This is a genomic window from Actinomadura sp. NPDC000600 (assembly GCF_040492135.1).
Classification (GTDB): domain Bacteria; phylum Actinomycetota; class Actinomycetes; order Streptosporangiales; family Streptosporangiaceae; genus Spirillospora.
The window spans coordinates 140,234-165,226 of the sequence record NZ_JBEUPD010000005.1; the positions used below are offsets into that span (position 1 = coordinate 140,234).

Sequence of the window (24,993 nt, forward strand, 5' to 3'; positions counted from 1 at the left end):
GGTGGGACCCGCGCTGAGAGGGCATGTAGCCCCTGGGGGAGCAGGATCGAGCATCGGGGGGAACGATGAGCGACGGCGAGTCCGGAAAGGCCGAGCCCGAACGGCAGCGGAACGAGTCCCGCGACGAGTCGGAGGGCCTGACCGGAAGGACCATCCAACCGGACCGGCGGGCGCAGCCCGCCGAGGGCCCGGACGTCCACCTCGACGTCCCGCAGCTCAAGGTCGAGGAGATCTCGCTGGAGGTCGAGAACCTGGAGGCGCACGTCTCGCTCGTCGCCGAGGTGCTCGACCTGCTCAAGCTGAACGTCGGCGCGGACGTGTTCCTCGGCAGGGTCAAGCTGGAGATCAAGGGCGTCGAGGCGGAGGCCGAACTCCAGGTCCGGCTGGACAACGTCGCCATCATCGTCGACCGCGTCCTGACCACGCTCGACCGCAACCCGGAGATCCTCCAGCACATCGGACGCGGCCTCGAGTCGGCGGTCAGCGACATCGGCTCCGGAACCGGCTCCGCCGTGGGCGAGGTCGGCAAGGGCGCCAGGGGCGCCGTCGAGGACGTCGGCCGCGGAGCCGGCGGCGCGGTACAGAGCGTCGGCGAGGGCGCGGGCGGCGCCGTCAAGGACGTCGGCGAGGGCGCGGGCGGCGCGGTCAAGGAAGTCGGCAAGGGCGCGGGCGAAGGCGTCAGCGAGGTCGGGCGAGGCGCCGGCCGCGCGGCCGAGGAGGTAGGCGAAGGCGCGGGCGAGGGTGTCAGCCAGGTGGGCAAGGGCACCGGACGCGCCGCAGAACACGTGGGCGAAGGCGCAGGCGAGGGCGTCGGCCAGGTGGGCAAGGGCGCGGGCCGCGCCGCCGAGCAGGTGGGCGAAGGCGCGGGCGAGGGCGTCAGCGAGGCCGGCAGGGGCGCGGGCCGCGCCGCCGAAGGTGCCGGCGAGGGCGTCCGAGACGTGGGCAAGGGCGCGGGCGGCGCAGCCGAAGGCGTCGGCAAGGGCGCCGGACAGGCGACCGCCGCCACGGGCCAGGGCGCCGGCCAAGCCGCAGAGACCGCAGGCCAGGGCGTCGCGGACACCGCGAGCAAACCAGGCGAAGCCACCGAAGGCGCTGCGGACAGAGCGTCCGAGGACTCCCAGCCAAACGAGCCCGAGAACGCCTCCGCCAAGGAGAAGCCGGAGCCCGAAGACACATCAGAGCAGGACAAAGGGGGAGCGGAGCCCGAGGATGCCTCCGACCAGGACAAGGAGCGAGCGGAGTCCAAGGACGCCTCCGACCAGAGCGAGGAGAGAACGAAGCCCGAGAACTCCTCCGACCGGAGCGAGAAGGGAGCGGAGCCCGAGGACTCCTCCGACCGGGACAAGGAGGGAGCGGAGCCCGAGAACTCCACCGACCGGAGCGAGAAGGGAACGGACTCCGAGGACGCCTCCAGCGACAAGGACGAACCGGAGGGCAAGCAGAATCCGAACGGCGCGGGCCCGTCCGACGGGGAGCAGGAGATCACGGCGCTCCAGGGCGCCCTCCGGGAGACCGAGGAGTCCGTCCGCGAACTGGGAAAGGCCCTCCTGAGGATGGTCTCCCAGCCGGGAGGAGGCAAGAACTCGTGAACGCCGGCGATTTCCCCGACGCCGAACTCCGGCGAACGGCGGCCATCCTCTTCACCGCCAGGGTGAAGGCGGACGAACTCCGCTTCGAGGCCGTCCCCGACGTCTCGGTGGAATTCACCGAGGGCTCCTCCGACGAGTCCACCTCCGGAAGCGTCCGAACGAACCTCCCGGACAAGGCCAAGAAGGAAACCACCTACCGGAACATCCAGATCGACCACGCCATAGCCGCCAAACTCCCCGACCTCGAATGACCTCAAGGCCCGAATTCACTCACGAGCCATGAGGTTCCGCACCTCGTCGAACCACGCCTCCCGGGCGGTCTCCTCGTGCAGCACCTTGGGGATGTCGACGGCTATGTGCGTCACCCGCGCCACGACGCCGCCGTCCCGACGATGAAGCCCGACCGTTTTCGGAGGCATGCCACGGTCACTGGCGTAGACGATGAATGCGCGCGGTGGCTCACCGGGCCCACCGGCGGCCTGTGCGTACGCGAAACTCTGGAAGAGGTCGGACGAGGAGACCTGCTTCTCCGCATACAGCTTGTACTTGGCGTCCACCGAGCAGAGCCGACGTCCCTGGACGAGTTGAATGTCAGGACGGATCTCGGTGTAGGAGTCGCTGCTCTCACCCCGGATCGCCCCAGGCAACGCCTCCTGATCACGCACGATGACGCTTGTCCCGCTGAAGGCGTCCCGCATCAACCGCGTCACGAACTCCTCGAATCATGTCGACCATGAAGGCGTGCGTCGTCCGCCCGGCCTTCGTGTGGCGGTCCGTGAACGCCGCCCCCTCCAGAAGCATCCGCGCCCACCGATGCGCGTTCCGGTAGCGCTCATTGGCCCGGTGATAGGTGAGGCGCTCCACCGCCGAACGGACATCGAAGCCCCCGGCCGCACAGACACCGGAGAAGTCGGCGGCGAGCCGACGTGCGTCCGCTCGCACGTCCGCGTCCTGCGCCGTTCGCGCGGCGGTATTCAGAGCCGCCGCGCACAACCGGTTGTCGAGGATGTCGCTGCTCCGCTCGTCATACCGGCACTCCAGCCGGTCGAGCATCCCGAACCGCCGCGTCACCTGCCGCTCCGCCAGCAGCCGGCCCCGGACAGCCGGAAGAGCCTCCTCACGTCGCAGGTAGTCGCGCCTCAGCCCGTGCCGGAGGAGCCGGTCGCACTCCCGCGTCAGCAGAAGGCACACGAGATCCCGCAGGCTCAGCCCCGTCCCGAGCCGCCGAAGAAGCGGCAACTCCCGCAGGGACCGCAACCCGGCGGCGTAGTCGAGCATCTCCAGCAAGCCGAGTTCCGAGCCCGCCAGCTTCGGCCGGACGCGAACGGACACGCAATCGAGATCCACCACCCCCACGTGGGAGCCCGCCTCGACCTCCAGAGTGCCGTCCCGAAGCCAGCGCAACCTGATCCGCTTGGCCAACTCCTCGGATTCGACGACCGCGATGTCCGCCGGGCTGGGATCGAGGCCCTTCTCCCGGCACTTCCCGTACTCGGAGACGACGACCGTCTTCACTACTCGCCCGCGCTCTCCTGGAGCTCCGCCGAGAGGGCCTCGACTAGCCGTTCGTCGCTCAGCCCGGCGACCGTGTGCGCCTGCACGTCCACGATCTCCTGCCCCAGGAACCGGGAGAGCATCGAATAGTCGTCGTAGGCGTACTCCTGGAGCAGCGGGAGCACCTCGGTGCGGACGACCGCGGCCAGATCCGCTTCGCTGTCGAGGGGCTCGCTGCCTGACATGAAGAACGAGTGCCCGATCTGGCGTTCCCGCCCCAATTCCTTGACGACGCGGCGGTTGAGCTCCCGTAGCAGTAGCCCCAGATCCAGGTCTCCGACCTTCTGCCCATCGAGGAGGTCTGTGTCGGGCAGCAGTTCGTGGAACGCGAACCGCCTCCGCAAAGCGGAGTCCAGCAGCCGGATGCTGCGGTCCGCTGTGTTCATCGTCCCGAGAAGGTAGACATTGGACGGGACGGTGAACGCCCGGCCGGTCGGCAGCGTGACGCGCATCCCCCGCTTGTCGCGCTCCAGCAGCGTGATGAGCTCACCGAGGATCTTCGGAATGTCCCCCCGGTTGATCTCGTCGATGAGCAGCAGATGCGGCCGCTCCGGGTTCGCCGCCGCGGCCTCGCACACTTGCTTGAAGATCCCGTCCCGCAACACCAGCCGCAGCCCGCCATCTCCGCCTGCTTGAGGCCGGAACCCTTCGATGAAGTCCTCGTACCCATACGCGGGATGGAACGTCACCTGCGTCAGGTATCCGGCCTGGTGAAGCGCGTTGAGGCCCTTCTGGAACTTGAGTGTCCCGGGCTTGGCCACGGGGTCGACGTCTTCCGATCCGTCAAGGTTCGTGCTGAGCCAACGCAGCGCGAAACGCAGGCTCGCGTAGGTCTTTCCGGTTCCGGGAGGCCCGTACAGGATGACCTGCCCCTTCCGGGCGAGCAGGCCGGAGAGCTGGTCGAACAATGGATCATCCGGAATCACTCGCTCAGCCTCGGCGAGCGCGCCCTGCCTTCCGGCCTGGATGGTCTGCCACAGATCCGCAGGCACGTCCCTCACTGTCTTCTGCCCGCTCAGCTGCTGCGCCACTGGCAACGTCTGCGCGTAGCTCGTGTCCCAGTCGACGGCCACCGTGTTGAAGTACTCCGGACGCTCAGGCCGCCATCGATAGCCCTCCGCCGTCACGGTCCCCACCCCGAGGATCTCCTTGTGGCCACGATTCGCGATCACTCGATCGCCGGGGCGGAGCTGGAAGAAGCGCCATAGCTCACGCGCCTTGGCCGAGTTGGTGGGCTTGTGCCCGTGCGGGTCAGCGGCCTCGAAGCCCGCCCGGAAATCCTCTTCGGACGCGAACCTTGTCAACTCGCCTACCTCATCCCAGCCCGCGCAGATGTACCCGCCCTCTAGGCAGTCGCTCCAGTACCGTCCCTCCTTGCCAGGAGCCACCATGAGAATGGTCGGATCGGGCTTGGGGTTGACCCACTCGTGCAGGAACCACGCCACCTCGTACAGGTGCCAGCCTGCGAAGCGCCCATCGTCCTCTACAAGTTGCTTGAGCAGTTCATGCGAGGCGAAGGGATCCAACTTGGACGCGTCCCTGCCCGACAGGTGATAGGCGTACGCGTGCAGGTGTTCCTTCCCGGTGATGGGGATGAGCGCATCGGGGACGTAACAGGAGATCGCCTTGGTGGCGATCGTGAAGCCCATCCGCAGCTCCTTGATGGCATCGACGTAGGCGATGCCGTCGTCCCGAGCAGACTCGAAAGCCTGGATGAAACCCGCGCGGACTCGGTTCCAGGCATCCACCTCATCGCTGTACTCGGCCGGGTACTTCCAGGCGCCGTGCTTCTTGCTCCAGTAGATGATGTTCTTGCCGGCGGACCGGCCTCTGATATCGCAGAGAGTCCGCGTTCCGTATTCCATGCGGTAGCTGAAGGACTCTCGGAAGACATCCGTTCCCAGCGCGTACCGTTCGAGCGGCATGGTCGGCCAAGCGTCCAGCGGAAAGTCCTGGACCACCTGTGCGATCTCCGACTTCGCCTCTGCCAGTCGCGACGCGTAGGCGGCGCGGTCGAACGCGGCGATCGCCTGGGAGAGCGGTCTCGCCGGTGTCCGGATCTTGCCGACGGAGGTGAGCGGGACGAGCGTGCACGTCTGGCAGACCTTGTGGATAGGGCGACCCTGCCCGTTGCGCAGTCCGGCTTGCTCCGCGAACGCTCGCCGTCCTGGCGCGTCATCTGCCGGCGCGGCCTCCGAGAGGCGTAGCCACAGGTCTCGATTCGGGTCGGGATAGACCTTCCAGCTGTCCTCATATCCGCCCATGTGGGTACAGCTCCGACTGTGGTGGAGCGCCGTCCCATCACTGGCTGGGCAGATCACCTGACCGGGGGAGGGAGTCAGCTCGAAGGACTGCCCGTCGTAGTGGACGATGGTCCGTCCGTCGGGGGTTTCGTTCGTGGTGACACTCAGCCCGATACCCATCCACCATTCGTAGCTGATCGTCGCCGGGTGATTTCAACCCGTATCCGTGGTTCGCGGCTGGCCGAATCCGGCCACACCTGCGCAGTGGGCGCCCTCCCGTCGGGGCGCTCCGGTCGGGAAATGTGATCATCAGGTGGTGAAGGACTGCACCTTTTGCGGGATCGTTGCGGGGCGGCTGCCGTCATATCGGGTCCTTGAGGACGAGCGCACCGTGGCGTTCCTCGACATCGCCCCGGCCGCGCCGGGACACACGCTGGTCGTCCCGCGTGAACACGCCGCCGATATCTGGACCATCTCCGAGCCCGTTCATGAGGCTGTTGCTCGGATGGCGCATCGGGTCGCCGCCCTGGTGAAGGCGACACTGGCGCCAGACGGAGTGAACGTGACCCACTCCACTGGAGAAGCCGCCGGGCAGGAGGTCTTCCACTTCCACACCCATGTGGTTCCGCGCCGACATGGTGACGATCTGCGCTTGATGTGGAACTCCCACCAGGCTCCGGCTCACGAACTAGAACGCACCCTGGAGCTGATCACTACGCCTCGCTGATGCGAACAGCCCGGAGAGGCATCCGAAGGTGCGGGTCAGCGCAGGAGTGTGTTGGCTAGCGTGATGCCGTGCAGGAGGCGGAGTCTGCGCAGTTCGTAGTAGGCGAGAGCGGATACCGTCACCGGCGCCCCGAGCATCAGTGCCAGGGCCAGGACCTGCGGAACTCCCTTGTAGGAGTCGCTGAAAAGGTTGACCACGGCCATCACCCAGGACGCCGACACGCTCACCAGGGGCGGTACCACCTCGTGGATGTCGGCCGTCCGGAACACGTTGGTCAGTGAGAGGACGATGCCGTAGAGGGTGAAGGGGAGCATCCAGAGGAAAAGGACCACTCCCACGGGGATCATCACCACCGGCCCCGCCGCGTCGCGCGCACCCTCCAGATCGGGTACGGCCGCGAGCACGAACGTGAACATGGAGCCGAACATCGCCGCGACCGCTATCAACGGGTAGCGGAGCCGGCGCGCGAAAGCGCCACGGTTCGGCGGCCGGGCGGCAACGACGAAGGCGCCCACGACCAGTGGCAGGACGCAAGTGAGGATCAGGACGTTGATCCAGGCGTCACCGAACCGCTCGTCCGCCAGTTCCTTGGGGGCGGTGGCCCTGTAGACCCCGGCCACGGCGAGAGTCACCACGATGCCCGCCCAGGCACGGGCGACCTGCAGCTTCCGGACGTGCGTGTCGACGATCAGGTCCGGCCGTGAAGGCCGGAACACCGCCCGCGCGGCGAGGAACGGGTTCAGCTTCCGGAGGATCCGCCGCGCCCGCGACGGCGGCCGCGGAGGTCCGGGCGGCCGATACGGCGGGTGCGGAGGCGGGGGCTGGGGCGGGTAGGGACGTTGCGGGTGAGGCGGATACTGCGGCGGCGGCGGTGGCGGGCCCTGCCACCAGGGCGGCGGTGGTCCATATCCGGGAGGGGGTGGACGGTGTTGCGGCGGAATGGGGGGAGGCGGTGGCCTGTGTCCGCCTTGTCCCCACGGCGGACCAGCGGGTCCTGTCACCGAGAGCTCCTCCAAGTGCTGCCGCGGACGTCCCGAACACCCGGCCCGGAATCGGCTCGCGACACTATTGCATGATCTTGTCGGCTTCGTGGGGCCGAAGCGGCCGACTCGGAAGCCGTTACAGGGCTTCCGACGACTCCGGCGGCTGCCGGGTTCGGTGCGTCTTACCGACCGCGGCCGGACGTTCGTCACCACCGGTCCGCCCGAGGGGCCTATGGTTCGGCCGAGTGTTCGAGAATCGAGGATGTGTCGGCGCTGCGGGTTCTAGGGTCGCGGCGTGGTGAATTCCGAAGGCGCTGAGCCTTGCCGCGGTTTCTGGGCCGATTCCGCCCGGATCCGGACCGGCTATCTGGCCGACGTGCCGACGCATCTGCTGGTGATGAAGATCGCCGAAGAGGTCGGCGAAGTCGTCGAGGCCTACCTCGGGATGACCGGCGGCAATCCCCGCAAGGGCATCCACAAGACCGCCGCGGATGTGCTGGACGAGTTGGCCGACGTGATCCTTTCCGCCGCCGTGCCCATGGTCGACCTGGCCGGGGGTCCTGACCAGGCCGGACAGCACATGGCCAAACGGCTCGGCGTCGTCTCCGCCCGCGAGGTCGGCGGGGCGGACGCGGTCGCTGCGAACGGCTGGCACGGATCCTTCATCGCGCCCCACGTGTTGCTGCGGCGCGAGGACGGCGCGGTGCTGGTGCTGCGCCGCCACAACACCGGCTACCGCGACGGCTGGCTCTGCCCGCCCGCCGGACGGATCGAGCCCGGCGAAGACGTCCTGGCGGCCGCGATCCGGGAGGCCGGGGAAGAGACCGGCGTGACCCTTCACCGCGACGATGCCGTGTTCAGCCACGTCATGCACCGCGCCGAGGCGTCGTTGCCCGGCCCCTGCCACGCGATCAGCGACTACTGGTTCACCTTCCGCCGCTGGGGAGGCGAACCGCGTGCGGCCGAGCCCGATAAGGCATCGGAGGCGCTGTGGATCGACTCGGCGGCTCCACCGGCCGACCTGATCCCCCACTGTGCGCGGGCCCTCGCCGCGATCGAGCGCGGGGAAGCCTTCAGCGTCCACGGGTGGACCCCGGACGACTGAGCCGCTCGGCACGCTGCGGAGAGCCCCGGGTCGTCCGAAAGGCGACGCCCCCACCTGCGCGCCATTCGAAGGAGTTGGCTGGAGTGCTGAGTCCTGGTGACGCAACACCTCGGAGTTCGACGGCACAACCTGCCCTCTCGCGAGAATGCTTGCGTGACCACAGCCACATGCCGCCGCTGACAGGGTCTGGACGACGGGCGCCTCACTCGTTGCGGCGCTCCGCTGCCGCGGCCGCTATGCGCGTTCGCGGATCAGGGTTTCGGTGCCGGTCATGATGGCTTCCTCGCGTAGTTCGACGAGCTGACGCCCGTGTCACTTGAGGAGGGTAAGGAAGAAGTCCCGGACGTCCTCGGCGAGCAGTTCCGGCACCTCCATCGCGGCGAAGTGGCCGCCGCGCTCGAACTCCGACCAGTGCCTGATGTCGTACAGCCGCTCGGCCAGCGGTCGCACCGACTGCGTGATGTCGTGGGGGAGCACCGCCACGCCGACCGGTACCGGGCACGGCTCGATCCGCCGCGGAGTCTCGCGGGCCAGGCGCGCCGAGGACGCCGCCGTGGCGGTCAGCCAGTACAGCGAGATGTCGGTGAGCATCCGCTCGTCGCTGATCTGCGAGCGGGGGTCGGTCCACTGCGCGAAGCGCTCGGCGATCCAGACCAACTGGCCGACCGGCGAGTCGGTCAGCGCGTAGCCGATGGTCTGCGGGGTGAGCGCCTGCAGAGCCTGGTACGGCGGACGATTCGCCATCAACTTCCGAACCTTGTCCAGCCGGGCCTCATCCGTTTCCGACAGTTCGATGTCGGCGTCCGGGACCGGCCGGGTCGGCAGGTAGTTGACGTGCACCCCGACGACCTGTTCGGGTACGACCGCGCCGAGCGCCATCGAGATGCCCGCGCCGAAGTCGCCCCCCTGCGCGCCATAGCGCTCGTACCCCAGCCGGCGCATCAGCTCGGCCCAGGCCCGCGCGACCTGGACGACATCCCAGCCGCGCTCAGAGGTCGGCCCGGAGAAACCGAAACCCGGGATGGACGGAATCACCAGGTGGAAGTCGTGCGACAGGGGCTCGATCACGTCGAGGAACTCCAGGAACGAACCGGGCCACCCGTGCGTGAGGATCAGCGCGAGCGCGTCCGGCTTCGAGGACCGGACGTGGACGAAGTGGATGTTCTGGCCGTCGATCTCGGTGGTGAAGTGCGGAAGCTCGTTCAGTTCGGCCTCCTGCGCACGCCAGTCGTAGCCGGTGCGCCAGTACTCGGCGAGTTCCTTCAGCCGAGCCAGCGGGAAGCCGTAGTCCCACCCGGCACCGGCGATCTCGTTGGGCCAACGGGTGCGGGAGAGGCGGTCGGCCAGGTCGTCGAGGTCGGCCTGGGGGATGTCGATGCGGTACGGCTTGATCATGATCTTCGCTCCAGGAAAATCGTTCGGATGTCTAACGTTCGTGTCACTAACGAAACTAGACTGTTAGTGTCACTAACGCAAGAGGTGGAGGAGAACCCATGAGCCCGACCCCCGAACCCACTCCGGCCCGGCTGCGCGCCATCCCCAGCCGCCTGCTCGCCGGGGCCGCGGCCGCCGCCGACCGGCTCGTCAGCGAGCGCCTGGCCGCCGAAGGCGCTCGCAAGTGGCACTTCGCCGTGCTGACCGCGCTCGCCGAGGCCGGTGCCGCCAGCCAGGCCGAACTCAGCCGCCGCACCGGCATCTACCGCAGCGACATGGTCGCCGTCCTCAACGAACTCGCCGGCGCCGAATACATCCGCCGAGAGGCCGACCCCGCCGACCGCCGCCGGAACGTCATCACCCTCACCCCCGCCGGCCATCGCCGCCTGGAGCACCTCGACGCGCTCGTCACCGACGCCCAGCGCGAACTCCTCGCCCCCTTCACCCCCGGCCAGAAGGACGAACTCACCCGCCTGCTCATCGTCCTGACCGAGCACCACCGCCCCTCGCACCCCCGCCCGCACGACGCGAAGTAACCCATCCGCCGCCGCTGACGAGGGCTGGACGACGGGCGGCTCACTCGTTGCGGCGGGCGGCCCAGACGGTGCGTTCGGTGCGTACCGCGAGGTCGTCGCGGCGCAGGATGCTGTGAGGGCCGTCGTCGTCGAGCAGCCGGTCGAGCGCGGCAAGGTCGTCCGCTGAGAGTGCATCCGCGACCTTGGCTCGGATGCGTCGCAGGCCGCCCAGGGCGTAGCGGCCGACCGCCTCGCTGCGGGAGCCCGCGATGTTCACGGAGAAGGTGCGTTCGCCCTCGATGGTGAATCCGGCGGCGGTCAGCATCGGCCCCCAGTCGGCGCCGCGATGGTCCACGCGTCCGGCGTGGAGGTGGTCGGCCGCGGCGTGGCAGCGCTCCTCCAGGCCCGGTCGGTCCTCTGGGGCGTCAGCGGGCAGGAAGCGGGGGAAGCCGGCCAGTTCGACGACGGCGAAGAGGCCCCCCGGCACGAGGATGTCGTGGACCTTGCGCAAGGCGCGCTCGGGGTCGGCCATGTGGTGCATCGAGGCCGAGGCCCACACCAGGTCCGGCGTGCCGAGGTCGGGCCAGTCGGCATCGAGGTCGGTCTGGACGGGGTGGACGAGATCCGCCACCCCCTCTGCGCGCGCCTTCTCCTGGAGGCGGTGGAGATAACCGGGCGAGGAATCGACGGCGGTCACGTGTGCCTGGGGAAACTGGGCGAGCAGGGCCAGGGCGCCGGTGCCCGTCCCGCAGCCCAGATCCACGATCTGACGGGGTTCCGCATGGACGGGTAGCCAGGCGGTGATGCCGGCGATGTGGTCGGCGAGGACCTCCGCGTCCAGGTCGAGGAGTTCGGCCTGGCCGTCGAGGTCGTGCGGGTGATCGGGCTGATGCCCCAGGTGGTGGCCGGGGTGCGCTGCATGCGGTGGAGTGGCGTTCACGCCGCCATCCTGCATCGCCCATGCGTCAATGGCATCGCGGCTTGCCGAACGCGCAAGGCGATGCCCGTCTGATCTGCCGACCGCGCAAGCTGCGTACCGGGCCGGTGTGCGCCGCGTCCGTCACTGCTCGGGGCGGTTCGCGCCGTCGTCGCCGTCACCGCGCTGGTGACCGCGGCGGGCGTCCCGGTCGAAGATGCCCAGGATCTCGCAGGGGCCGCCGTCGGCGCCGATGGCGTGCGGCAGCATCGTGGGGAACTCCGCGGCCTGGTTGGTCTCGACGCGGAAGCGGCGGTGCCCCAGCATCAGGACCGCGGTGCCGGACAGGACGACCAGCCATTCGCGTCCGGGGTGAGCGCGCATTCGCGACGGGTTGTCAGGCGGCGGCTCGGTCATGCGCTGACGTACGACGATCATGCCGGGATCGGCCTTGATGGGCCAGCGCATCGTGCTGTGGGCGCTGTCGATCATCGGGCTGATGACCACGTCGTCGGACGCGTCCTCGACGAGCTGATCGAGAGTGGTGTCCAGGGCGCGGGCGAGCGTGACGAGGCTGTCCAGCGCCAGGCGCCGCCGACCGTTCTCGATGCGGCTGAGCGTGGACTGGCTGAGATGGGCGCGCTTGGCCAACTCCTCCAGCGACCACCCCTGCGCGACCCGCAGCGCGCGGATTCGTTTGCGCACCAGGCCGTCCAGTTCTCCATCATCTTGCGTCATAAGCAAGATTCTATGCTCTGTGAGCAAACGGGACTAGCTTCCGTGCAGGTGGGGCGGACGGCGGCGCCACCGGCCGACATCCGCCCGCACCGGAGCACCACAGGACCGCACCTCTGTGGCACGCGGCTCCGCCTTTCCCGTCCGATGTGACCGGCTCGTCCGGCGCGCAATCTGCATGCCCTTTGAGAGGAACCCATGAGTATGAACCAGTCTCCGCAGGTGGGAGCTGCCGGAGCCGCCGGAGCCGGGGACGCCGCCCCGGGCCAGGACTCACCGGACCCGCGCCGACTGCGCATGATCCTGATCGCGGTCTGCGTCGCGTTGATGGCCGTCATCGCCTCGGTGTCCGGGCTGAACGTCGCCCAGCCCGATCTGGCCGCAGCCTTCGACGCATCGCAGAGCACGATCCTCTGGATCATCAACGTGTACACCCTCGCCCTGGCCGCCCTGCTCCTGCCGCTCGGCGCGATCGGCGACCGGCTGGGCCGCAAACCCATGCTGATCGCCGGTCTGGGCGTCTTCGGCATCGCCGGCGTCCTCGCGGGTCTGGCCCCGTCGGCCGAGGTCATGCTCGCCGCGCGCCTGCTCGGCGGCGTCGGCGCGGCGATGATCATGCCGATCACCCTCGCGGTGATCACATCCACCTTCCCCGCCCGGGAACGCGGCCGGGCGATCGGAGTCTGGACCGGCGTCGCCGGAGGCGGCGGCATCCTCGGCATGTTCCTGTCCGCCGCCCTCGTGGATCTGGCGAGCTGGCGGTGGCTGTTCGTCCTGCCCGTCGTCCTGGTCATCGTCGCGCTCGTCATGGTGCTGCGCTCGGTGCCCGACTCCCGCGAGGCCTCCGGGCACTCCTTCGACATCGTCGGGGCGCTGACCTCCGTCATCGCCGTGATCGGCCTCGTCCTCGTCCTGCAGGAGGGGCCGCAGCGCGGCTGGACCGACCCCGCCGTCCTGATCAGCCTCGTCGCCGGGATCGCCGCCACCGTCTGCTTCGTGACCTGGGAGCTGCACCGCCGGGACGCCTCGCTGCTGGACGTGCGCCTGTTCCGCGAGCGCGGCCTGGCCGGCGGGTCCATCACGCTGATGACGGTCTTCGGCGTGCAGGCCGGCATCTTCGTGGTCCTGTTCCCCTTCCTCCAGGCCGTGCTGGGCTGGTCGGGGCTGATGTCCACACTCGCGCTCATGCCAATGGCCGTACTGATGATGGCGGCCTCGGGCCTAGCCCCCAAGATGGCCGCCCATGTCGGCCCCCGCGCGACCATGGCGACGGGCATCCTGCTGGCGGGCGCCGGCCTGGCGCTTATGGCCGGCATCGTCTCCGTTGACGGCGGCTACCTGTCCATCCTCCCCGGCATGCTCGCCATGGGCATCGGCATGGGCCTGTCGATGACCCCTTCGACCGAGGCCATCACCGCCTCCCTGCCACGCGAACGCCAGGGCGTCGCGTCTGCGCTCAACGACGTCACTCGGGAACTCGGTACGGCATTGGGCGTCGCCTTGCTGGGCACCCTCCTGGCCGTGGGCTACCGCAACGCCATCAACGGCAAGCTCGACGGCGTCCCTCCGAGCACCGCCGCCACTGCCCGTGAAGGCGTCGCCAACGCCATGCAAGCGGCCGAAGCCGCGGACCCGCATGCACCGACACTTGTGCATGCCGCCCAGCAGTCGTTCGTTGAGGGCTGGCAGCAGTCCATGTGGGCAGGCGTCGCCGTGATGGCAGCCCTGTTCTTCTTCGTCCTAGCCCGAGGTCCGAAGCGCGGCGCCCCCACGGCTGACCACGCGGAGCCCATCGACACGATTACTTCGTAAAGGCCCTGCGCGGCCTTCGGCCAGATGACGTGCCGCCGCCATCTCCCGTCCTGATGGCGGCGGACACGCGGCCGACAGCCGGTAGATCACGGATGGATGCGTGACCAGACCCACTTGCCGCCGGCCGGGTCACCAGTGACGCCGCACTTGGCCGACAGCGCTTGGACGATGTGCAGGCCCCAGCCGCTGTTGTCGTCGAACGCCTCCTCCGACAGGTCCAGGTCGTCGAGGGTGAGTTCCTTCATCGGCTTGGTCTGGGGGAGGGCGTAGTCGGCGTCCCAGACGGCGATGACGATGCCGTGCCCGTCCCGGCTGAGCTGGAGGCGGATCTCCTCGTGCGGCGTCTGCCGGGCCGCGTTGGTCACCAGTTCGGAGACGATCAGAAGCGCATTGTCGAGAATGTGGAAATAGCGCCAGTTGCGGATTCGCGCGTCCACAAGGGTGCGTGCCAGCCCTACTGCGGACGGTGTGCCCATAAGGGGCATAAGTAGATCCCCGCTCGCCGTCATCGCCATCGTCCCGTCCTTGCCCGAGATTGTTATTTCCTGCGACAAGGATCACTCGGCCGACTTATGGTGTGCCTGTAGTCATCCAAGCTGAATACAGGGAGTGTGAAAATGCCTATCGTGCGGGACCCTCTCAACCCCAAGCTCTCGATGTGGCACTTCCTGGCCTTCTACCTGCGGTTTTGGCGCGAGAAGGCAGGTCTCTCCCTCACTCAGTGCGGGGAGATCATGGGAGTCCAGCGCGGCACTGTTTCCAACTTTGAGGCAGGGCGGCGACGGCCGCAGGAAGATCACATGCGGGCGCTCGACAAGTACTACGGAACCGGGTGGCTTTTTCAGCTATTGCTGTGGTTTGCCCGAATGGCACATGATCCGAACTGGGGGAGGCAACTTGTCAAGTACGAGCAGGAGACGACGCTGATCAAGACCTACCACGGTCAGGTGATCCCACTCGCACTCCAGACGGATGAGTACACCTGGGCCTACGTCCAGGCAGGGACTCCGAAGGACTTCGAGGCGGAGATGGCCGAACGCGTCGCTCGGAAGAAGTCCTTTTTCAGTCGCGGGACCGAGGTTGAGATGTGGGCGACGATCGATGAGGGCGTCCTCGCCCGTGAAGTCGGCGGTCCGGAGGTACAGAAGGCCCAGCTTGAACACCTGCTCGCCATGGCCGACCTGCCGCAGGTCGGCCTGCGTGTCGTCCCGTTCAAGTCGGGCGCTCACCTGGGGGTTGACGGCTCGCTTCAGATCCTCAGCCTGGGAAGCCGGGACATCGCGTATTCGGGTGCCCAGAACGGTGGCCGCTTGATCGAATCGCCTGGCGAGGTCCGGGAATTGTCGGTTAAGTTCGACCGTATCGGCGCGAAGGCGGCCTCCCTGGAAGACTCGCGCGAGATCATCAAGCGGTACTTGGAGAGTTACGAATGAGCGTCCAGTGGCGTAAGAGCACTCACAGCGGCGGAGCAGATGACCAGCACTGCGTTGAGCTGGGAAGACTTCCGTCAGGGGTCGAGATTGGATTGCGGGACAGCAAGGACCCGGATGGGGGACACCTCACCCTCTCCGGCGCCCAGTTCGCCCGCTTGATCGAGCAGATCAAGCGGGTCTCGGCCCGCTGACCCTCCTCCCGCCCGGCTGGCCTCCTACATCGGGCGCGTGCCCCTCGACTCGCGCCGGGCTTCATCGCCTCCGCGGAAGACGGGGCCGTGCGCATCCCGTCCATCTGGCATATGGCTTCGTCCTTCGGGTGGGCGGCCAGGCCGTAGCGCGCTTGCTCACGCTGCCGATGGACGGTTTGTCTTGGCGGTCCCTCAACGTCCGCCCCTCGGGACGTCGCCGCTCGGCCGTCCTGAAGTCCCATCCCACGCTGAGAGCGTCCCGCGCGCCTATCCGGCCAGGCTGGCCGCTTGACGCTTACCCGGTACTGGCATCAACGTCGCCTCCCGTCCCGTCCGCTCTGTGCCGCCCTCGCGCCGTACGTTCCGTCCGGTCTGAGAGGCGATCCAACCCAGCGCCAGGCAGCCTGTCCGCACTCGCTATTCGCCCATGCCAGCGGGCAGCCAGGACCATGCCTGGAGCGGCGCTTGTGCGTTCCATCTCGGGATCCCCGCCGTCTTCCAACTGGGCGTCCTTCCTGTTTGCGGCTGGCGGCGTACTCACTTGGGGCGCGGCCTGAGTGAGAGGGAACGTGCTGGGCGTGTCAGCCCAAGAAGTCCTGACCTTCGCGTCCAGACGGGTCCGATATGCGGAGGCTCTCGTAGAGGCCGCCCAGGCGTCGTCCGGTGTCTTGGTCGGTGGAGTCGGTCTCGTGAAGACTCCAGCCTGGATACGGCTGGTCATCCGGGGTGGTGGCACTGGAATCGTCGATCACGAGCAGTGTGCCGAAGACCGCCTCGAACGCGGCGGCTTGCATGGTGAGCACGATGTCGTCGCGTTCGGCTCCGGCGGCGAGCAGGCGAGCTGCCGCAGGGACGTTCTCCACCGCGCCCGGACTGCCCCATCCGTCGAGGACCTCGTCCCAGAGGCGGCGCAGCAGCAGGAAGCCCGCCAGCTGGGGGATGTCTTCGGAGACCTCCGACATGGCCCACTCCTCCGGTCCGTCTGCACCGACTTGGGCGAAGCGGTCCCGCAGTGCGATCGCGGCGGCGCGCTGTTGCGTCGGGAGGCCGGCGAGCCACTGGTCCCAGGCGCTCTGTTCGTTGGTCATCGGATACCTGCAGCGTGGAGGCCCTGTCCTTCAGGGCGGGGAGGGAACGCGGCTTGGTGCGGCATAGGGACCGTCCCGGGTTTGTCGGTGGCTGTCTGTACGTTGTGCGCATGTCCCGGTACCGCTTGTGTCCGACCTCTCCGCAGGAGGCGGGGCTGCTGGAGCATTGCGGGCATGCCCGGTTCGTGTGGAACCTGGCCGTGGAGCAGCAGTCGTGGTGGACGCCGCGCCGTGGTCCCGCGCCGGGGTATCTCGCCCAGGCCCGCCAGTTGACCGAGGCCCGCGCCGCGAACCCGTGGCTGGCGGCCGGTTCGCAGACGGTGCAGCAGCAGGCGCTGCGGGATTTCGCGCAGGCGATGAGCAACTTCTTCGCGGGCACGCACCGGCGCCCGACGTGGCGCAAGGCCGGGTTGCACGAGGGGTTCCGGATCGTCGGGGTCCGCAGGCGGCAGTGGGACGTGCGGCGCCTGTCGCGCCGCACGGGTGAGGTGCGGGTGTTCCGGTGGTCGCGGCCCGTGCCCGAGGGTGTGAAGTCGTTCCGGGTGACCCGTGACCGCGCCGGCCGGTGGCATGTCGCGTTCGCCGCGGTCCCCGACCCGGTCCCCGCGCCCGGCAACGGGCAGGCGGTCGGCGTCGACCGGGGCGTGGCCGTGTCCGCTGCACTGTCGACCGGGTAGACCTCGACCGTTGCGGGCCTGACACCCGGCGAGGCCGAGCGGCTGAACCGGCTGCTGCGGTGCCTGGCCCGCGCGAAGCGGGGGTCCAACCGCCGCAACAGGATCAAGGCCGCCATGGCCCGGCTCAAAGCCCGTGAGGCCGACCGCCGCAAGGACTGGGTCGAGAAGACCTCGACAGATCTGGCGCGCCGCTTCGAGGTGATCGCCGTCGAGGACCTCGACGTGCGCGCGATGACCCGCTCGGCCAAGGGCACCATCGGGGCCCCCGGCGCGGGCGTCCGCCACAAGGCCGGACTCAACCGGGGGATCCTGGCCAACGGGTGGGGGCAGCTCGCCGCCCGCCTCGAACACAAAGCACCCGGCCGCGTGATCCGGGTGAACCCGGCGTCCACGTCGCAGACCTGCAACCCCTGCGGGCACCGCGCCCCGGAGAACCGCGAGAGCCAAGCGGTGTTCCGGTGCGTCGCCTGCGGGCACCAGGCCCACGCCGACGTCAACGCCGCACGCAACATCCGAGACACCGCCGTGGGACGCACGGTGGCAGCGCGGGGAGCCCTCCAGCCGGTAGGCGGGGCCGTGAACCGCGAACCTCAATCTTTGCTCCTGCCTGCGTAGGAGACCGGGTTGGAATCCCCCGCCTTCAGGCAGGGGAGGACGTCAAGGGCAGATCATGGCGTATGAGGCCGAACTCCTCGTATGCCTTGCTCTCGGCCCGGCGGCTCCGGCCCAGGCCGAGAAGCAGAGGCGACAGTCGTCCTAAGACGCGCCTGGCGCGCCATGCGGTAGTGGAGGTAGACGACTCTTGCGAAGGTGCGGGTCTCAACGAGTTCGAGATCCGCCTGGCGCTTGTGCTGGGGGTAGTACGGAATGCCGCCTCCGACCAGCACCGGGTAGACCCTGACCCGGTACTCGTCGATCAGGCCCAGATCGGCCGCTTGGCCGGCGAGGGTCGCGCCGCCGATCGCGATGCTGCCTTCCCCCGGCTCGGCCCGCAGCCGCTCGATCTCCTCCGCCAGGCCACCGGAGGCCAGGCGGGCATTGCCCCGCACCTCCGTCAGCGTGGTGGAGAACACCACCTTCGGAAGCGGGTTCCAGAGTGCCGCCCATTCGCGCTCCGAGTCGTCGAACGATGAGACCTGGTCGCCGGTCTCCCAGTACAGCATCGTCTCGTAGAGCCGGCGCCCCATCAGGTGGACACCGACCCCTTGGATCTCGTCGATGGAGAAGCGGAAGACCTCCTCGTCGGGCGCCGCCCAGCCGAAGCCGCCGTCCGGCCCGACGATGTAGCCGTCAAGTGAGACGGCCATCGAATAGATCACGCTGCGCATCAGGCGCCTCCTCGGTAACGGGTTCGGAAGTACGACCGCCATACGCCGCTGAACTCATCACGGCCGGCAGGTACCCACCGCATCTCCGCACCTCAGGCGAAGATCATGGCGATGGGTGGAGATCTCTCAAGGCATGGCTTGGAGCGCAGCCGCAGAAGTGAGCCTTCAGAGGCTCGCCCGCTTACGCTGTATTACGACCGGTGCTGGTCGGTTCGACATCACGCTCGGGTCGGCTGATCTCGGCCCACACCTCGTCGAGGGACAGGCCGAGGACCTCGGCGATCGCCGCGATGGTCGAGAAGGCGGGGGTGGCCACGCGGCCCGTCTCGATCTTCCGGAGCGTCTCCGGCGAGACGCACGCGTCGAGCGCGGTGTCGAGAATCGAGCGCTCGCCCCTGGCTCGACGCAGGAGGGCGCCGAGGCGCTGTCCGCGTTCGAGCTCCGCGGGGGTGAGCGGCAACCTGACCATGTTCCGATTATAGTACCGGTATAGTATGACCGGTATAGTTATTGGTGACGTGAGATGGGCGCCGCATGATCGAGATCCTGAACCCCAGCGAAGTGGCCCGAGCGAAGGACACGGGCGCCCTGGTCGCTGACATCCTGCAGACGGTGAAGAGCCGCACCACGGTCGGCACGAACCTCCTGGACATCGACCAGTGGACCAAGGCGATGATCGTCGAGGCGGGAGCGGAGTCCTGCTACGTCGACTACGAGCCGTCCTTCGGGCGCGGGCCGTTCGGCCACTACATCTGCACGTCCGTCAACGACGCCGTCCTTCACGGGCTGCCCTTCGACTACACGCTCGCCGACGGTGATCTGCTGTCACTCGACCTCGCCGTCTCCCTGGGAGGCGTCGCCGCGGACTCCGCGATCAGCTTCGTCGTGGGCGAATCACGGCCCCCGGAGAGCGTCGCGCTGATCAACGCGACCGAGCGCGCCTTGAAGGCGGGGATAGCCGCCGCCGGGCCCGGGGCTCGCACCGGCGACATCTCCCACGCCATCGGCTCGGTCCTCCGCGAGGCGGGCTACTCGATCAACACCGAGTTCGGAGGCCACGGCATCGGATCGACGATGCACCAGGACCCGCACGTCTCCAACACCGGACGCCCCGGCCGCGGCTACAAGCTGCGCCCCGGGCTCCTCCTCGCACTGGAGCCGTGGGTCATGGCCGACACGGCGGAACTCGTCACCGACGCCGACGGCTGGACGCTCCGAAGCGCGACCGGCTGCCGCACGGCCCACAGCGAACACACGATCGCCATAACCGAAGACGGCGCTGAAATCCTCACCCTCCCGACGCAGACCCTGTCCTGAGGCTGAGACCTCGCCTGTCGGCTGGCACGGCACCGCGCTGTTCCGGCGTCTGTCGGGAGATTCGCCGATCCGTGGCCGCATTGTCTTTGGGAGCGTCCGCTTACGGCACGCTGTCTGGTTTCCAGCGCAGTGTCATGTCGGGGAGGTTCTCCATGTTGCGGTTGCCGACGTTGGTGTCGACGACGGTGAAACCGTGGTGCTCGTAGAACACGCGGGCCTCGGTGTTCTGCTGGAAGACGCGCAAGGACACTCCGCCAGGGCTGTGCCGTCTTACCTCATTGAGCAGGATTGTTCCGATGCCCTGCCGGCGCATGTCCGGGCGCAGGTAGAGGTGTTCGAGCATGTCGTGGTCGAGGGCCGCGTAGCCGTTGATCTGCGTGTCGCGCACGGCTACCCAGACGCGGCATCGCTTGAGCAGGACGTCCCTTATCCAGGCGACCACCTGGTCGTGGCTGTGCTCTGGGGGAGGCAGGTACGGCATGGTCGCCGACCGGGAGGTCAGGTGGATGTGCGCGATCTCGGCCGCATCCGCCTCCGACGCGAAGCGGATCCGGGTCCGGTCGTCGACATTCATGCCGGGAACCTGCACACGACGAGAACTCGCACAGTCCGGGATCGTACAAGCTCGGCAAGTCGCGGCTCTCTGTCCGACTCCGATCGAGAGCGCCGGTCAGCGCACTAGGTGAGTAGCTCTTTGGGGCTGGTCATGGTCGGGAAGCCTGTGCTGGCGCCCCGCATTTCGGCGAAGCGGCCGTTCTCGAAGCGGAAGATCTCGAACAGTTCGGGCTGCGCGGCGTCGTTCGGTAGGGGGAGCCCCTCGACGGTCGAGCGGACGGCCGCCCTGTCGCCGTCGACCAGGATGTCCCGGGCGACGACCCGGATGTCGGGGAAGCGGGCGACGAGTGCCGTCCAGGCCGCCTTGCCCGCCTCGAATCCCGTGGTGCCGAGAGGGTGGCTGAAGAAGTCAGGGATGTGCAGGGCGGCGGCCTCGTCGAATCGCCGGCTGTTGAAGCACTCCTGCAGTCGTCGCACCAGGGCGGTCGCGTCCTCGCGTGTGGTCATCGGCTTCGTCTCCTTGTGGCCGGTCATGGGCGGCGTGCCTAAGCGGTGCGCCGCCCCGGTTAATCACAGACTATACGGTGTGCCGCCCCGGTTATGCTGGCCGACATGTCCAGCCAGCCACCTGAGCCCCAGCCGCCGGCGGCTCGCCGGCGCGACCGGGAGTTGCGGGCCGACGCGCGCCGCAACCGCGAGCGGGTCCTGCGGACCGCTCAGCGGCTGTTCGCGACGGAAGGACTGGGCGTCTCGCTCGACGAGATCGCTCGCCGCGCCGGTGTCGGCCCCGGTACCGTCCACCGGCACTTCCCGGCCAAGGAAGAGCTGTATCTCGCCGTCGCGACCGACATGCTGGAAGGGCTGGTGAAGGAGGCGGAGGCGCTCGCCGCCACCGGCGATCCGGAGGCGGTGTTCACGCTGCTGGCCCGGATGACGGCCTCCGGCGCCGAGAACGTGGCGGTGAAGAGCGCGCTCGAGGCCGCCGAGTTCGACCTGCGCACCGCCGCCCCGGACGTCGCGGCAGACCTCACCCGCCATGTCGCAGACCTGCTCGACCGGGCCCAAGCGGCAGGCGTCGTGCGCGGCGATATCACCGCCGACGAGGTGATGGCCCTTGTCGCCGGAGCCTTCGCCGCGATCCGCCACGCCGGCGCGGAGACCAGCCGCGAACGCTCGGCCCGCATCGCCCAACTCATCCTGGACGGCCTACGCCCCCGGTGACCGAGGTCCTCCGGAGTCGGCGCATCGGAGGACGCCCTCGTAAGCCGCACGCTCGTGGGCGAGTTCCGACCAGTCTTCGGGCTCTTCGGTGAACGCGAACGCCTCGGTGTCCGTGAGTCCCCAGACGTCCGCCTCGACCCAGCTCAAATGGCGGTACTTGCGCGGGGCCATGCACTGGGCGCCGAAGTCCCACCCCACCGCTGAGACCGCCTTGCCGGTGAAAAGCTCCCGCGCCCGCTGGACGTAGTCGTCGCGGGTGATCGTCTCCGGATGGAGGAACGACAGGTCGAAGCCGTTGGCGCCCAAGCCGAACACGGCCAGTCCGTACAGGAAGGCGGTCTCGATACCGCGCTCGGAGCAGAAGTCCGCGATCTTGGCGGCGCCGAGGAGCGTCCCGGCATAGGAGACGACGAAGACCCGCCGGACCGGATGGGCCTCCAGGTAGCGGCTCAGCGCCGCCACGATCGTGGCGCCGGACGCGACCGTGTCTCCGATGATCAGCGTGCCGGCGGGCGCCTCGAAGCACGCGTACGGCACCTCGATCCTGGCGGTGCCCTGGGACACCGCCGAGCGAGAGGTGGCGATCAGGTTGGCAGGCAGGTTCCGACCGGTCTCCGCCGCCACCGCCTCGCCGAGTTGGTAGACCAGACCCTTGCCGAGGATCATCAGCTCGGCGGTGTCGTCCGGAGGTAACTCGTCCGCGAGGTGGGCGATGAAGTGCCGGCTGATGCGAAGGCAGGTCCGGCGGAACTCGACCCCGGTCAGACCGCGGTCGAAGAGCAGGTCCTCGAGTGCGGCGTTGCGCACGATGTAGATCCGCGGGCCGGCGTCGCCGACGGGCTCGGCGACGCTCTTCCCCGAGTCGGCTATCACCTCACCGGCTCCCCGCGAACGGCTTCACGCGCAGCCGCTCCAATGCCTCCAGCATCGGCGGGTCACCTGGCAGGACGTTCTGGCGGTACTCCGTTATCGCCTCGTCCAGCCAGTCGGGCATGTGGTGCGCCTCGGAGGCCTTCTGCGATGCGAGCCGGGGGAGCAGTTCTCCCGCCGAAAGGAAGTCGTCCGCGACCGCGGTGGCGAGGGCGGCGACATGGGGATGGACGTAGTCGTGGACCAGGACGCCGCGGTACTCCAGTTCGTCGGCCCGGTACTTGGAGTTCGGCGGCGCCACCACGATGATGGGCGTGCCGAGAAGGGCGGCGGCGGTCATCTCCACGCCGATGCCGATCCCGCGCCTCTCCCGGGCGTCCACGATGACAGCCGTCGCGACCATGACCTGGTACATGTCGCGGCCGAACTGCCCGAGCGTGTTGCGCGGATCGGTGATCGGGTCGTCGGGGTTCAGGAAGACCACGTCCGCGGGCGCGGCACCCTTCGCGACCTCCAGTCGCTCGACGTCCGACCAGCAGAGCTTCTTCTCGTCCGAAGCCCCCTTCGCGATGGAGCCGGAGCAGTACACGGAAATGGTCATGGACGTTCTCTCCAAACGGGTTGTTGATCGGTCATCGCGTCGGCCACCGCGAGGACGTTCGACCTCGCCTCGGCATAGGTGCCGGCTTGCCGGAACCCCGAGTACCTTCGGGCCTTCGTCGCGGCGATCCGCAGCGTGTTCACGGAGCGCTCGTCATAGGCGCGTTGGACGATCAGTCCGAACTCCGGCAGCGATCTCAACCGCAGGAGTTCGTCCCAGCGGGCGGTGCGGTGCACGAAGTCGTGCGCCTTCAGCCAATGCAGGGCGGTGTCCAGCCGCCGTGCCGGCAGCAGCCGGCCGTCCATGCCGGTTAGCCCGCAGGTCAGGTCCCCGATGGGGAGATCGACCAGGACGGCGGCGTCCATGTCGAGGAGGTAACTGCGGAGATAGGCGCGGGAGAGGAAGAAGGCGAGCGCCGTGCTCTCCGCGGGGTTCAGCCGGGCCGGAAGCGTCCGCTCGACGAAGCGTGCGATGAACGCTTGGCCGTCCAGCCGCTCCGGGGTCCTCGCCAGCAGGCGTTCGGCGCGTCCGTAGGGCCGACGCCATCTGTGGGCGGTCCCGCGCACGATGCCGTGCAGGTCGCCGCCGGGCTGGAGCGCGTCGCGCCACAGGTCGCCGATTCCGGCGGAGGTCGCCCTGCCGTGGCGGGGCGCCCACATGAAGTCCGGGTCGGCGCAGGCCCGGGGGAGCTCCGCGTGATGGTACGGGTTGAGCGGGTCGCGCCGGTACTCGTGGACCTTCATCTCCCGGTAGTCGGTGAGGTCCGGGACGGGGGAGATGTAGCGGATCGCCCCCGCGTGCATCAGCGGCTCCAAGCAGCCGAGGAAGATCCGGTACCAGGGGATCTCGAAGATGTAGGAGGCCGGGACGAGGAGATGCCGCTCGGTGAGGAGAAGCGCCAGCCGGGTGGCATCCAGGGCCTGGGCTAGGACGAGGCCCGCGTGCTCCCCGCTGACCTTCGTTCCGTAGCACGCCAGTATCTCGGGATTCGTGTACTGGACGAAGAGGGGCCGGTCCCGCCGGTAGGCGGCCTTGCCGTCGCCGGCATCCTGCGCCGTCTTGCCTAGCAGGGCGGTGACGTAGATGTCGCGTGCCGCCACGAAGGCGTCTCGTCTGGCCCACACGTCCTGGCTGGGTGCCGGACGGTCCAGTTCATCGCCCGTCATCGTCCAGCGGCTCCATCGCCATCGATATGTGCTGGTCCCTGCCCGCGATGAAGGCGTTCCGGTCGGCCCTGACGTTCTGCACGACGTGGCCGGTGCGGGTGTCGGCGCGTGACCGCCGCACCCGGGTGACGAATTCCTGGAGTTCCGCCGACGCCTCGGCGTGCTCGGCCAGGAAGACCGCCAGCAGCGCCGTCCACCGCGCCTGCTCCGCCTCTAGCATCGCCTGCTCCGGTGGGGGCCGCCGGGTGAGCCTGCCCGCGGACTCCTCCAGTTCCCTGACGAGTCCTTCGTCGGCGGCCCGGGCGCCGCGGCCGATGATCTGCAGGATGCGCGTCCTGAAGGTCGCCCAGACATCGGTGGTCATGGCTTCCACCAGGGCCGCCCCCGCCGCGCCGGCGAGCCCTGCCAGCGCGGGGTCCATGCCGCCACATCCCTCTTGTCGGCTCGTTCAAACGTCCCTCAGTCAGGTCTCATTATGAGACGGCAATGGCGGATCCTCCAGTGACGGCGTGCATTTTCGAGGTCGCGGCGAGGGAACGGTGTCCGATGTTCCGGATGCATGCCGAAAGCATTTCGGATATGTCTTTCGTGTCCATAACCCGAACGCCGATCGTGCGTGTGGGGCGGCACCTGCGGAAATGAGCGCCCTGCCCGCCGCCGTCCTTCGTGCTGCTGTTCGAAAAGGATGCACCTATGTAGATATGGAAACCCGGGATGAGAGATGCAGATCACTGTCCTGGGAATTTCAGAAGAGCGGACGGTGTGCATTTATTTTCGCAACGGCTTCGGGGTGGCCGATATCGGTCGTAAGGGGCTGGCTGTCGCTCGGTGGACCATCCCGCCGCAACCGGTCGCGCGGCTCCGGGCCCGGAGAGTTGAACCGCGGGTGGGGTTGGTGCGTCGGTTCGGGGTGTAGGCGACGAGAGGGGACGG

Annotated in this window: 29 protein-coding genes; 12 read left to right on the forward strand and 17 right to left on the reverse strand. The window is 68.5% G+C overall.

Going from position 1 to position 24,993, the window contains the following annotated elements; genetic code table 11:
• Positions 1–65: 65 nt before the first annotated feature.
• Positions 66–1,589, forward strand: a complete 1,524-nt coding sequence (locus ABWI07_RS09630) for a hypothetical protein (RefSeq protein ID WP_353818255.1) — start codon at positions 66–68, stop codon at positions 1,587–1,589.
• On the forward strand, positions 1,586–1,840 hold the full coding sequence (locus tag ABWI07_RS09635) for a hypothetical protein (RefSeq protein WP_353818256.1): 255 nt from the start codon (positions 1,586–1,588) through the stop codon (positions 1,838–1,840). The genes ABWI07_RS09630 and ABWI07_RS09635 overlap by 4 nt, the downstream gene beginning before the upstream one ends.
• Positions 1,841–1,855: 15 nt before the next feature.
• Here the strand turns inward: ABWI07_RS09635 and ABWI07_RS09640 are convergent, their stop codons facing one another.
• From ABWI07_RS09640 to ABWI07_RS09650, 3 genes are read right to left on the reverse strand one after another with little or no spacing between them, the layout of a single operon-like run.
• The gene (locus tag ABWI07_RS09640) at positions 1,856–2,299 is read right to left on the reverse strand and encodes a 5-methylcytosine restriction system specificity protein McrC (RefSeq protein WP_353818257.1); all 444 of its coding nucleotides are present in this window, start codon (positions 2,297–2,299) and stop codon (positions 1,856–1,858) included.
• The gene (locus ABWI07_RS09645) at positions 2,247–3,104 is read right to left on the reverse strand and encodes an McrC family protein (RefSeq protein WP_353818258.1); all 858 of its coding nucleotides are present in this window, start codon (positions 3,102–3,104) and stop codon (positions 2,247–2,249) included. Before ABWI07_RS09645 ends, ABWI07_RS09640 begins: the two co-directional genes overlap by 53 nt.
• Complete coding sequence (locus tag ABWI07_RS09650) at positions 3,104–5,566, reverse strand: McrB family protein (protein ID WP_353818259.1); 2,463 nt, start codon at positions 5,564–5,566, stop codon at positions 3,104–3,106. The genes ABWI07_RS09645 and ABWI07_RS09650 overlap by 1 nt, the downstream gene beginning before the upstream one ends.
• Positions 5,567–5,702: 136 nt before the next feature.
• Between ABWI07_RS09650 and ABWI07_RS09655 the strand changes: the two genes are divergently transcribed.
• The gene (locus ABWI07_RS09655) at positions 5,703–6,113 is read left to right on the forward strand and encodes an HIT family protein (protein ID WP_200842073.1); all 411 of its coding nucleotides are present in this window, start codon (positions 5,703–5,705) and stop codon (positions 6,111–6,113) included.
• Between the two features lie 35 nt (positions 6,114–6,148).
• On the opposite strand, the gene ABWI07_RS09660 is transcribed toward ABWI07_RS09655, so the two are convergent.
• Positions 6,149–6,829, reverse strand: a complete 681-nt coding sequence (locus ABWI07_RS09660; protein WP_200842074.1) for a hypothetical protein — start codon at positions 6,827–6,829, stop codon at positions 6,149–6,151.
• A gap of 643 nt (positions 6,830–7,472) precedes the next feature.
• Between ABWI07_RS09660 and ABWI07_RS09665 the strand changes: the two genes are divergently transcribed.
• Positions 7,473–8,201, forward strand: a complete 729-nt coding sequence (locus tag ABWI07_RS09665) for an NUDIX domain-containing protein (protein ID WP_353818260.1) — start codon at positions 7,473–7,475, stop codon at positions 8,199–8,201.
• A 312-nt stretch (positions 8,202–8,513) separates the two neighbouring features.
• On the opposite strand, the gene ABWI07_RS09670 is transcribed toward ABWI07_RS09665, so the two are convergent.
• Complete coding sequence (locus ABWI07_RS09670) at positions 8,514–9,596, reverse strand: epoxide hydrolase family protein (protein WP_353818261.1); 1,083 nt, start codon at positions 9,594–9,596, stop codon at positions 8,514–8,516.
• A 98-nt stretch (positions 9,597–9,694) separates the two neighbouring features.
• Between ABWI07_RS09670 and ABWI07_RS09675 the strand changes: the two genes are divergently transcribed.
• The gene (locus ABWI07_RS09675) at positions 9,695–10,171 is read left to right on the forward strand and encodes a MarR family winged helix-turn-helix transcriptional regulator (RefSeq protein WP_353818262.1); all 477 of its coding nucleotides are present in this window, start codon (positions 9,695–9,697) and stop codon (positions 10,169–10,171) included.
• 40 nt (positions 10,172–10,211) lie between these two features.
• Here ABWI07_RS09675 and ABWI07_RS09680 read toward each other — a convergent pair whose 3' ends face one another.
• Both ABWI07_RS09680 and ABWI07_RS09685 read right to left on the reverse strand, forming a co-directional pair.
• Positions 10,212–11,090 carry a class I SAM-dependent methyltransferase gene (locus tag ABWI07_RS09680; RefSeq protein WP_502912810.1) on the reverse strand — a complete coding sequence of 293 codons (879 nt, stop codon included), beginning with the start codon at positions 11,088–11,090 and terminating at the stop codon, positions 10,212–10,214.
• Positions 11,091–11,210: 120 nt separating this feature from the next.
• Entirely contained in the window at positions 11,211–11,804 is a 594-nt protein-coding gene (locus tag ABWI07_RS09685; RefSeq protein ID WP_353818263.1) for a helix-turn-helix domain-containing protein, read from the reverse strand.
• A 219-nt stretch (positions 11,805–12,023) separates the two neighbouring features.
• Here ABWI07_RS09685 and ABWI07_RS09690 point away from each other — a divergent pair, with 219 nt between their 5' ends.
• Positions 12,024–13,613 (forward strand): MFS transporter, encoded by a 1,590-nt coding sequence (locus ABWI07_RS09690; RefSeq protein WP_353818264.1) that lies wholly within the window; start codon positions 12,024–12,026, stop codon positions 13,611–13,613.
• Positions 13,614–13,699: 86 nt separating this feature from the next.
• Here the strand turns inward: ABWI07_RS09690 and ABWI07_RS09695 are convergent, their stop codons facing one another.
• The gene (locus ABWI07_RS09695; protein WP_353818265.1) at positions 13,700–14,050 is read right to left on the reverse strand and encodes an ATP-binding protein; all 351 of its coding nucleotides are present in this window, start codon (positions 14,048–14,050) and stop codon (positions 13,700–13,702) included.
• A 180-nt stretch (positions 14,051–14,230) separates the two neighbouring features.
• Between ABWI07_RS09695 and ABWI07_RS09700 the strand changes: the two genes are divergently transcribed.
• Both ABWI07_RS09700 and ABWI07_RS09705 read left to right on the forward strand, forming a co-directional pair.
• Entirely contained in the window at positions 14,231–15,046 is an 816-nt protein-coding gene (locus ABWI07_RS09700) for a helix-turn-helix domain-containing protein (protein WP_353818266.1), read from the forward strand.
• On the forward strand, positions 15,043–15,237 hold the full coding sequence (locus ABWI07_RS09705; RefSeq protein WP_353818267.1) for a DUF397 domain-containing protein: 195 nt from the start codon (positions 15,043–15,045) through the stop codon (positions 15,235–15,237). The genes ABWI07_RS09700 and ABWI07_RS09705 overlap by 4 nt, the downstream gene beginning before the upstream one ends.
• Positions 15,238–15,818: 581 nt before the next feature.
• Here ABWI07_RS09705 and ABWI07_RS09710 read toward each other — a convergent pair.
• On the reverse strand, positions 15,819–16,325 hold the full coding sequence (locus tag ABWI07_RS09710; RefSeq protein ID WP_353818268.1) for a hypothetical protein: 507 nt from the start codon (positions 16,323–16,325) through the stop codon (positions 15,819–15,821).
• Positions 16,326–16,435: 110 nt separating this feature from the next.
• On the opposite strand from ABWI07_RS09710, the gene ABWI07_RS09715 reads away from it, so the two are divergent.
• Both ABWI07_RS09715 and ABWI07_RS09720 read left to right on the forward strand, forming a co-directional pair.
• Positions 16,436–17,002 carry an RNA-guided endonuclease InsQ/TnpB family protein gene (locus ABWI07_RS09715; protein ID WP_353818269.1) on the forward strand — a complete coding sequence of 189 codons (567 nt, stop codon included), beginning with the start codon at positions 16,436–16,438 and terminating at the stop codon, positions 17,000–17,002.
• Between the two features lie 42 nt (positions 17,003–17,044).
• Complete coding sequence (locus ABWI07_RS09720) at positions 17,045–17,617, forward strand: RNA-guided endonuclease InsQ/TnpB family protein (protein ID WP_353818411.1); 573 nt, start codon at positions 17,045–17,047, stop codon at positions 17,615–17,617.
• A 53-nt stretch (positions 17,618–17,670) separates the two neighbouring features.
• On the opposite strand, the gene ABWI07_RS09725 is transcribed toward ABWI07_RS09720, so the two are convergent.
• Both ABWI07_RS09725 and ABWI07_RS09730 read right to left on the reverse strand, forming a co-directional pair.
• Positions 17,671–18,330 carry a dihydrofolate reductase family protein gene (locus tag ABWI07_RS09725; RefSeq protein ID WP_353818270.1) on the reverse strand — a complete coding sequence of 220 codons (660 nt, stop codon included), beginning with the start codon at positions 18,328–18,330 and terminating at the stop codon, positions 17,671–17,673.
• 181 nt (positions 18,331–18,511) lie between these two features.
• Positions 18,512–18,799 carry a helix-turn-helix domain-containing protein gene (locus ABWI07_RS09730; RefSeq protein WP_353818271.1) on the reverse strand — a complete coding sequence of 96 codons (288 nt, stop codon included), beginning with the start codon at positions 18,797–18,799 and terminating at the stop codon, positions 18,512–18,514.
• 65 nt (positions 18,800–18,864) lie between these two features.
• Between ABWI07_RS09730 and map the strand changes: the two genes are divergently transcribed.
• On the forward strand, positions 18,865–19,647 hold the full coding sequence (gene map / locus ABWI07_RS09735) for a type I methionyl aminopeptidase (RefSeq protein WP_353818272.1): 783 nt from the start codon (positions 18,865–18,867) through the stop codon (positions 19,645–19,647).
• A gap of 100 nt (positions 19,648–19,747) precedes the next feature.
• Here map and ABWI07_RS09740 read toward each other — a convergent pair whose 3' ends face one another.
• Together ABWI07_RS09740 and ABWI07_RS09745 are read right to left on the reverse strand one after the other, a co-directional pair.
• Complete coding sequence (locus tag ABWI07_RS09740) at positions 19,748–20,221, reverse strand: GNAT family N-acetyltransferase (RefSeq protein ID WP_353818273.1); 474 nt, start codon at positions 20,219–20,221, stop codon at positions 19,748–19,750.
• A 104-nt stretch (positions 20,222–20,325) separates the two neighbouring features.
• A complete protein-coding gene (locus ABWI07_RS09745; RefSeq protein ID WP_149261312.1) occupies positions 20,326–20,709 on the reverse strand; it encodes a nuclear transport factor 2 family protein in 384 nt (127 codons plus the stop codon).
• Between the two features lie 105 nt (positions 20,710–20,814).
• On the opposite strand from ABWI07_RS09745, the gene ABWI07_RS09750 reads away from it, so the two are divergent.
• On the forward strand, positions 20,815–21,423 hold the full coding sequence (locus ABWI07_RS09750; protein ID WP_353818274.1) for a TetR/AcrR family transcriptional regulator: 609 nt from the start codon (positions 20,815–20,817) through the stop codon (positions 21,421–21,423).
• On the opposite strand, the gene ABWI07_RS09755 is transcribed toward ABWI07_RS09750, so the two are convergent.
• The 4 genes from ABWI07_RS09755 to ABWI07_RS09770 are packed head-to-tail and all read right to left on the reverse strand — an operon-like array spanning position 21,409 to position 24,481.
• The gene (locus tag ABWI07_RS09755; RefSeq protein ID WP_353818275.1) at positions 21,409–22,296 is read right to left on the reverse strand and encodes a hypothetical protein; all 888 of its coding nucleotides are present in this window, start codon (positions 22,294–22,296) and stop codon (positions 21,409–21,411) included. The genes ABWI07_RS09750 and ABWI07_RS09755 overlap by 15 nt on opposite strands.
• 1 nt (position 22,297) lies before the next feature.
• Entirely contained in the window at positions 22,298–22,894 is a 597-nt protein-coding gene (locus ABWI07_RS09760) for a hypothetical protein (protein ID WP_149261314.1), read from the reverse strand.
• Positions 22,891–24,060 (reverse strand): hypothetical protein, encoded by a 1,170-nt coding sequence (locus ABWI07_RS09765; RefSeq protein ID WP_353818276.1) that lies wholly within the window; start codon positions 24,058–24,060, stop codon positions 22,891–22,893. The genes ABWI07_RS09760 and ABWI07_RS09765 overlap by 4 nt, the downstream gene beginning before the upstream one ends.
• A complete protein-coding gene (locus ABWI07_RS09770) occupies positions 24,047–24,481 on the reverse strand; it encodes a hypothetical protein (RefSeq protein ID WP_353818277.1) in 435 nt (144 codons plus the stop codon). The genes ABWI07_RS09765 and ABWI07_RS09770 overlap by 14 nt, the downstream gene beginning before the upstream one ends.
• Positions 24,482–24,993: the final 512 nt, after the last annotated feature.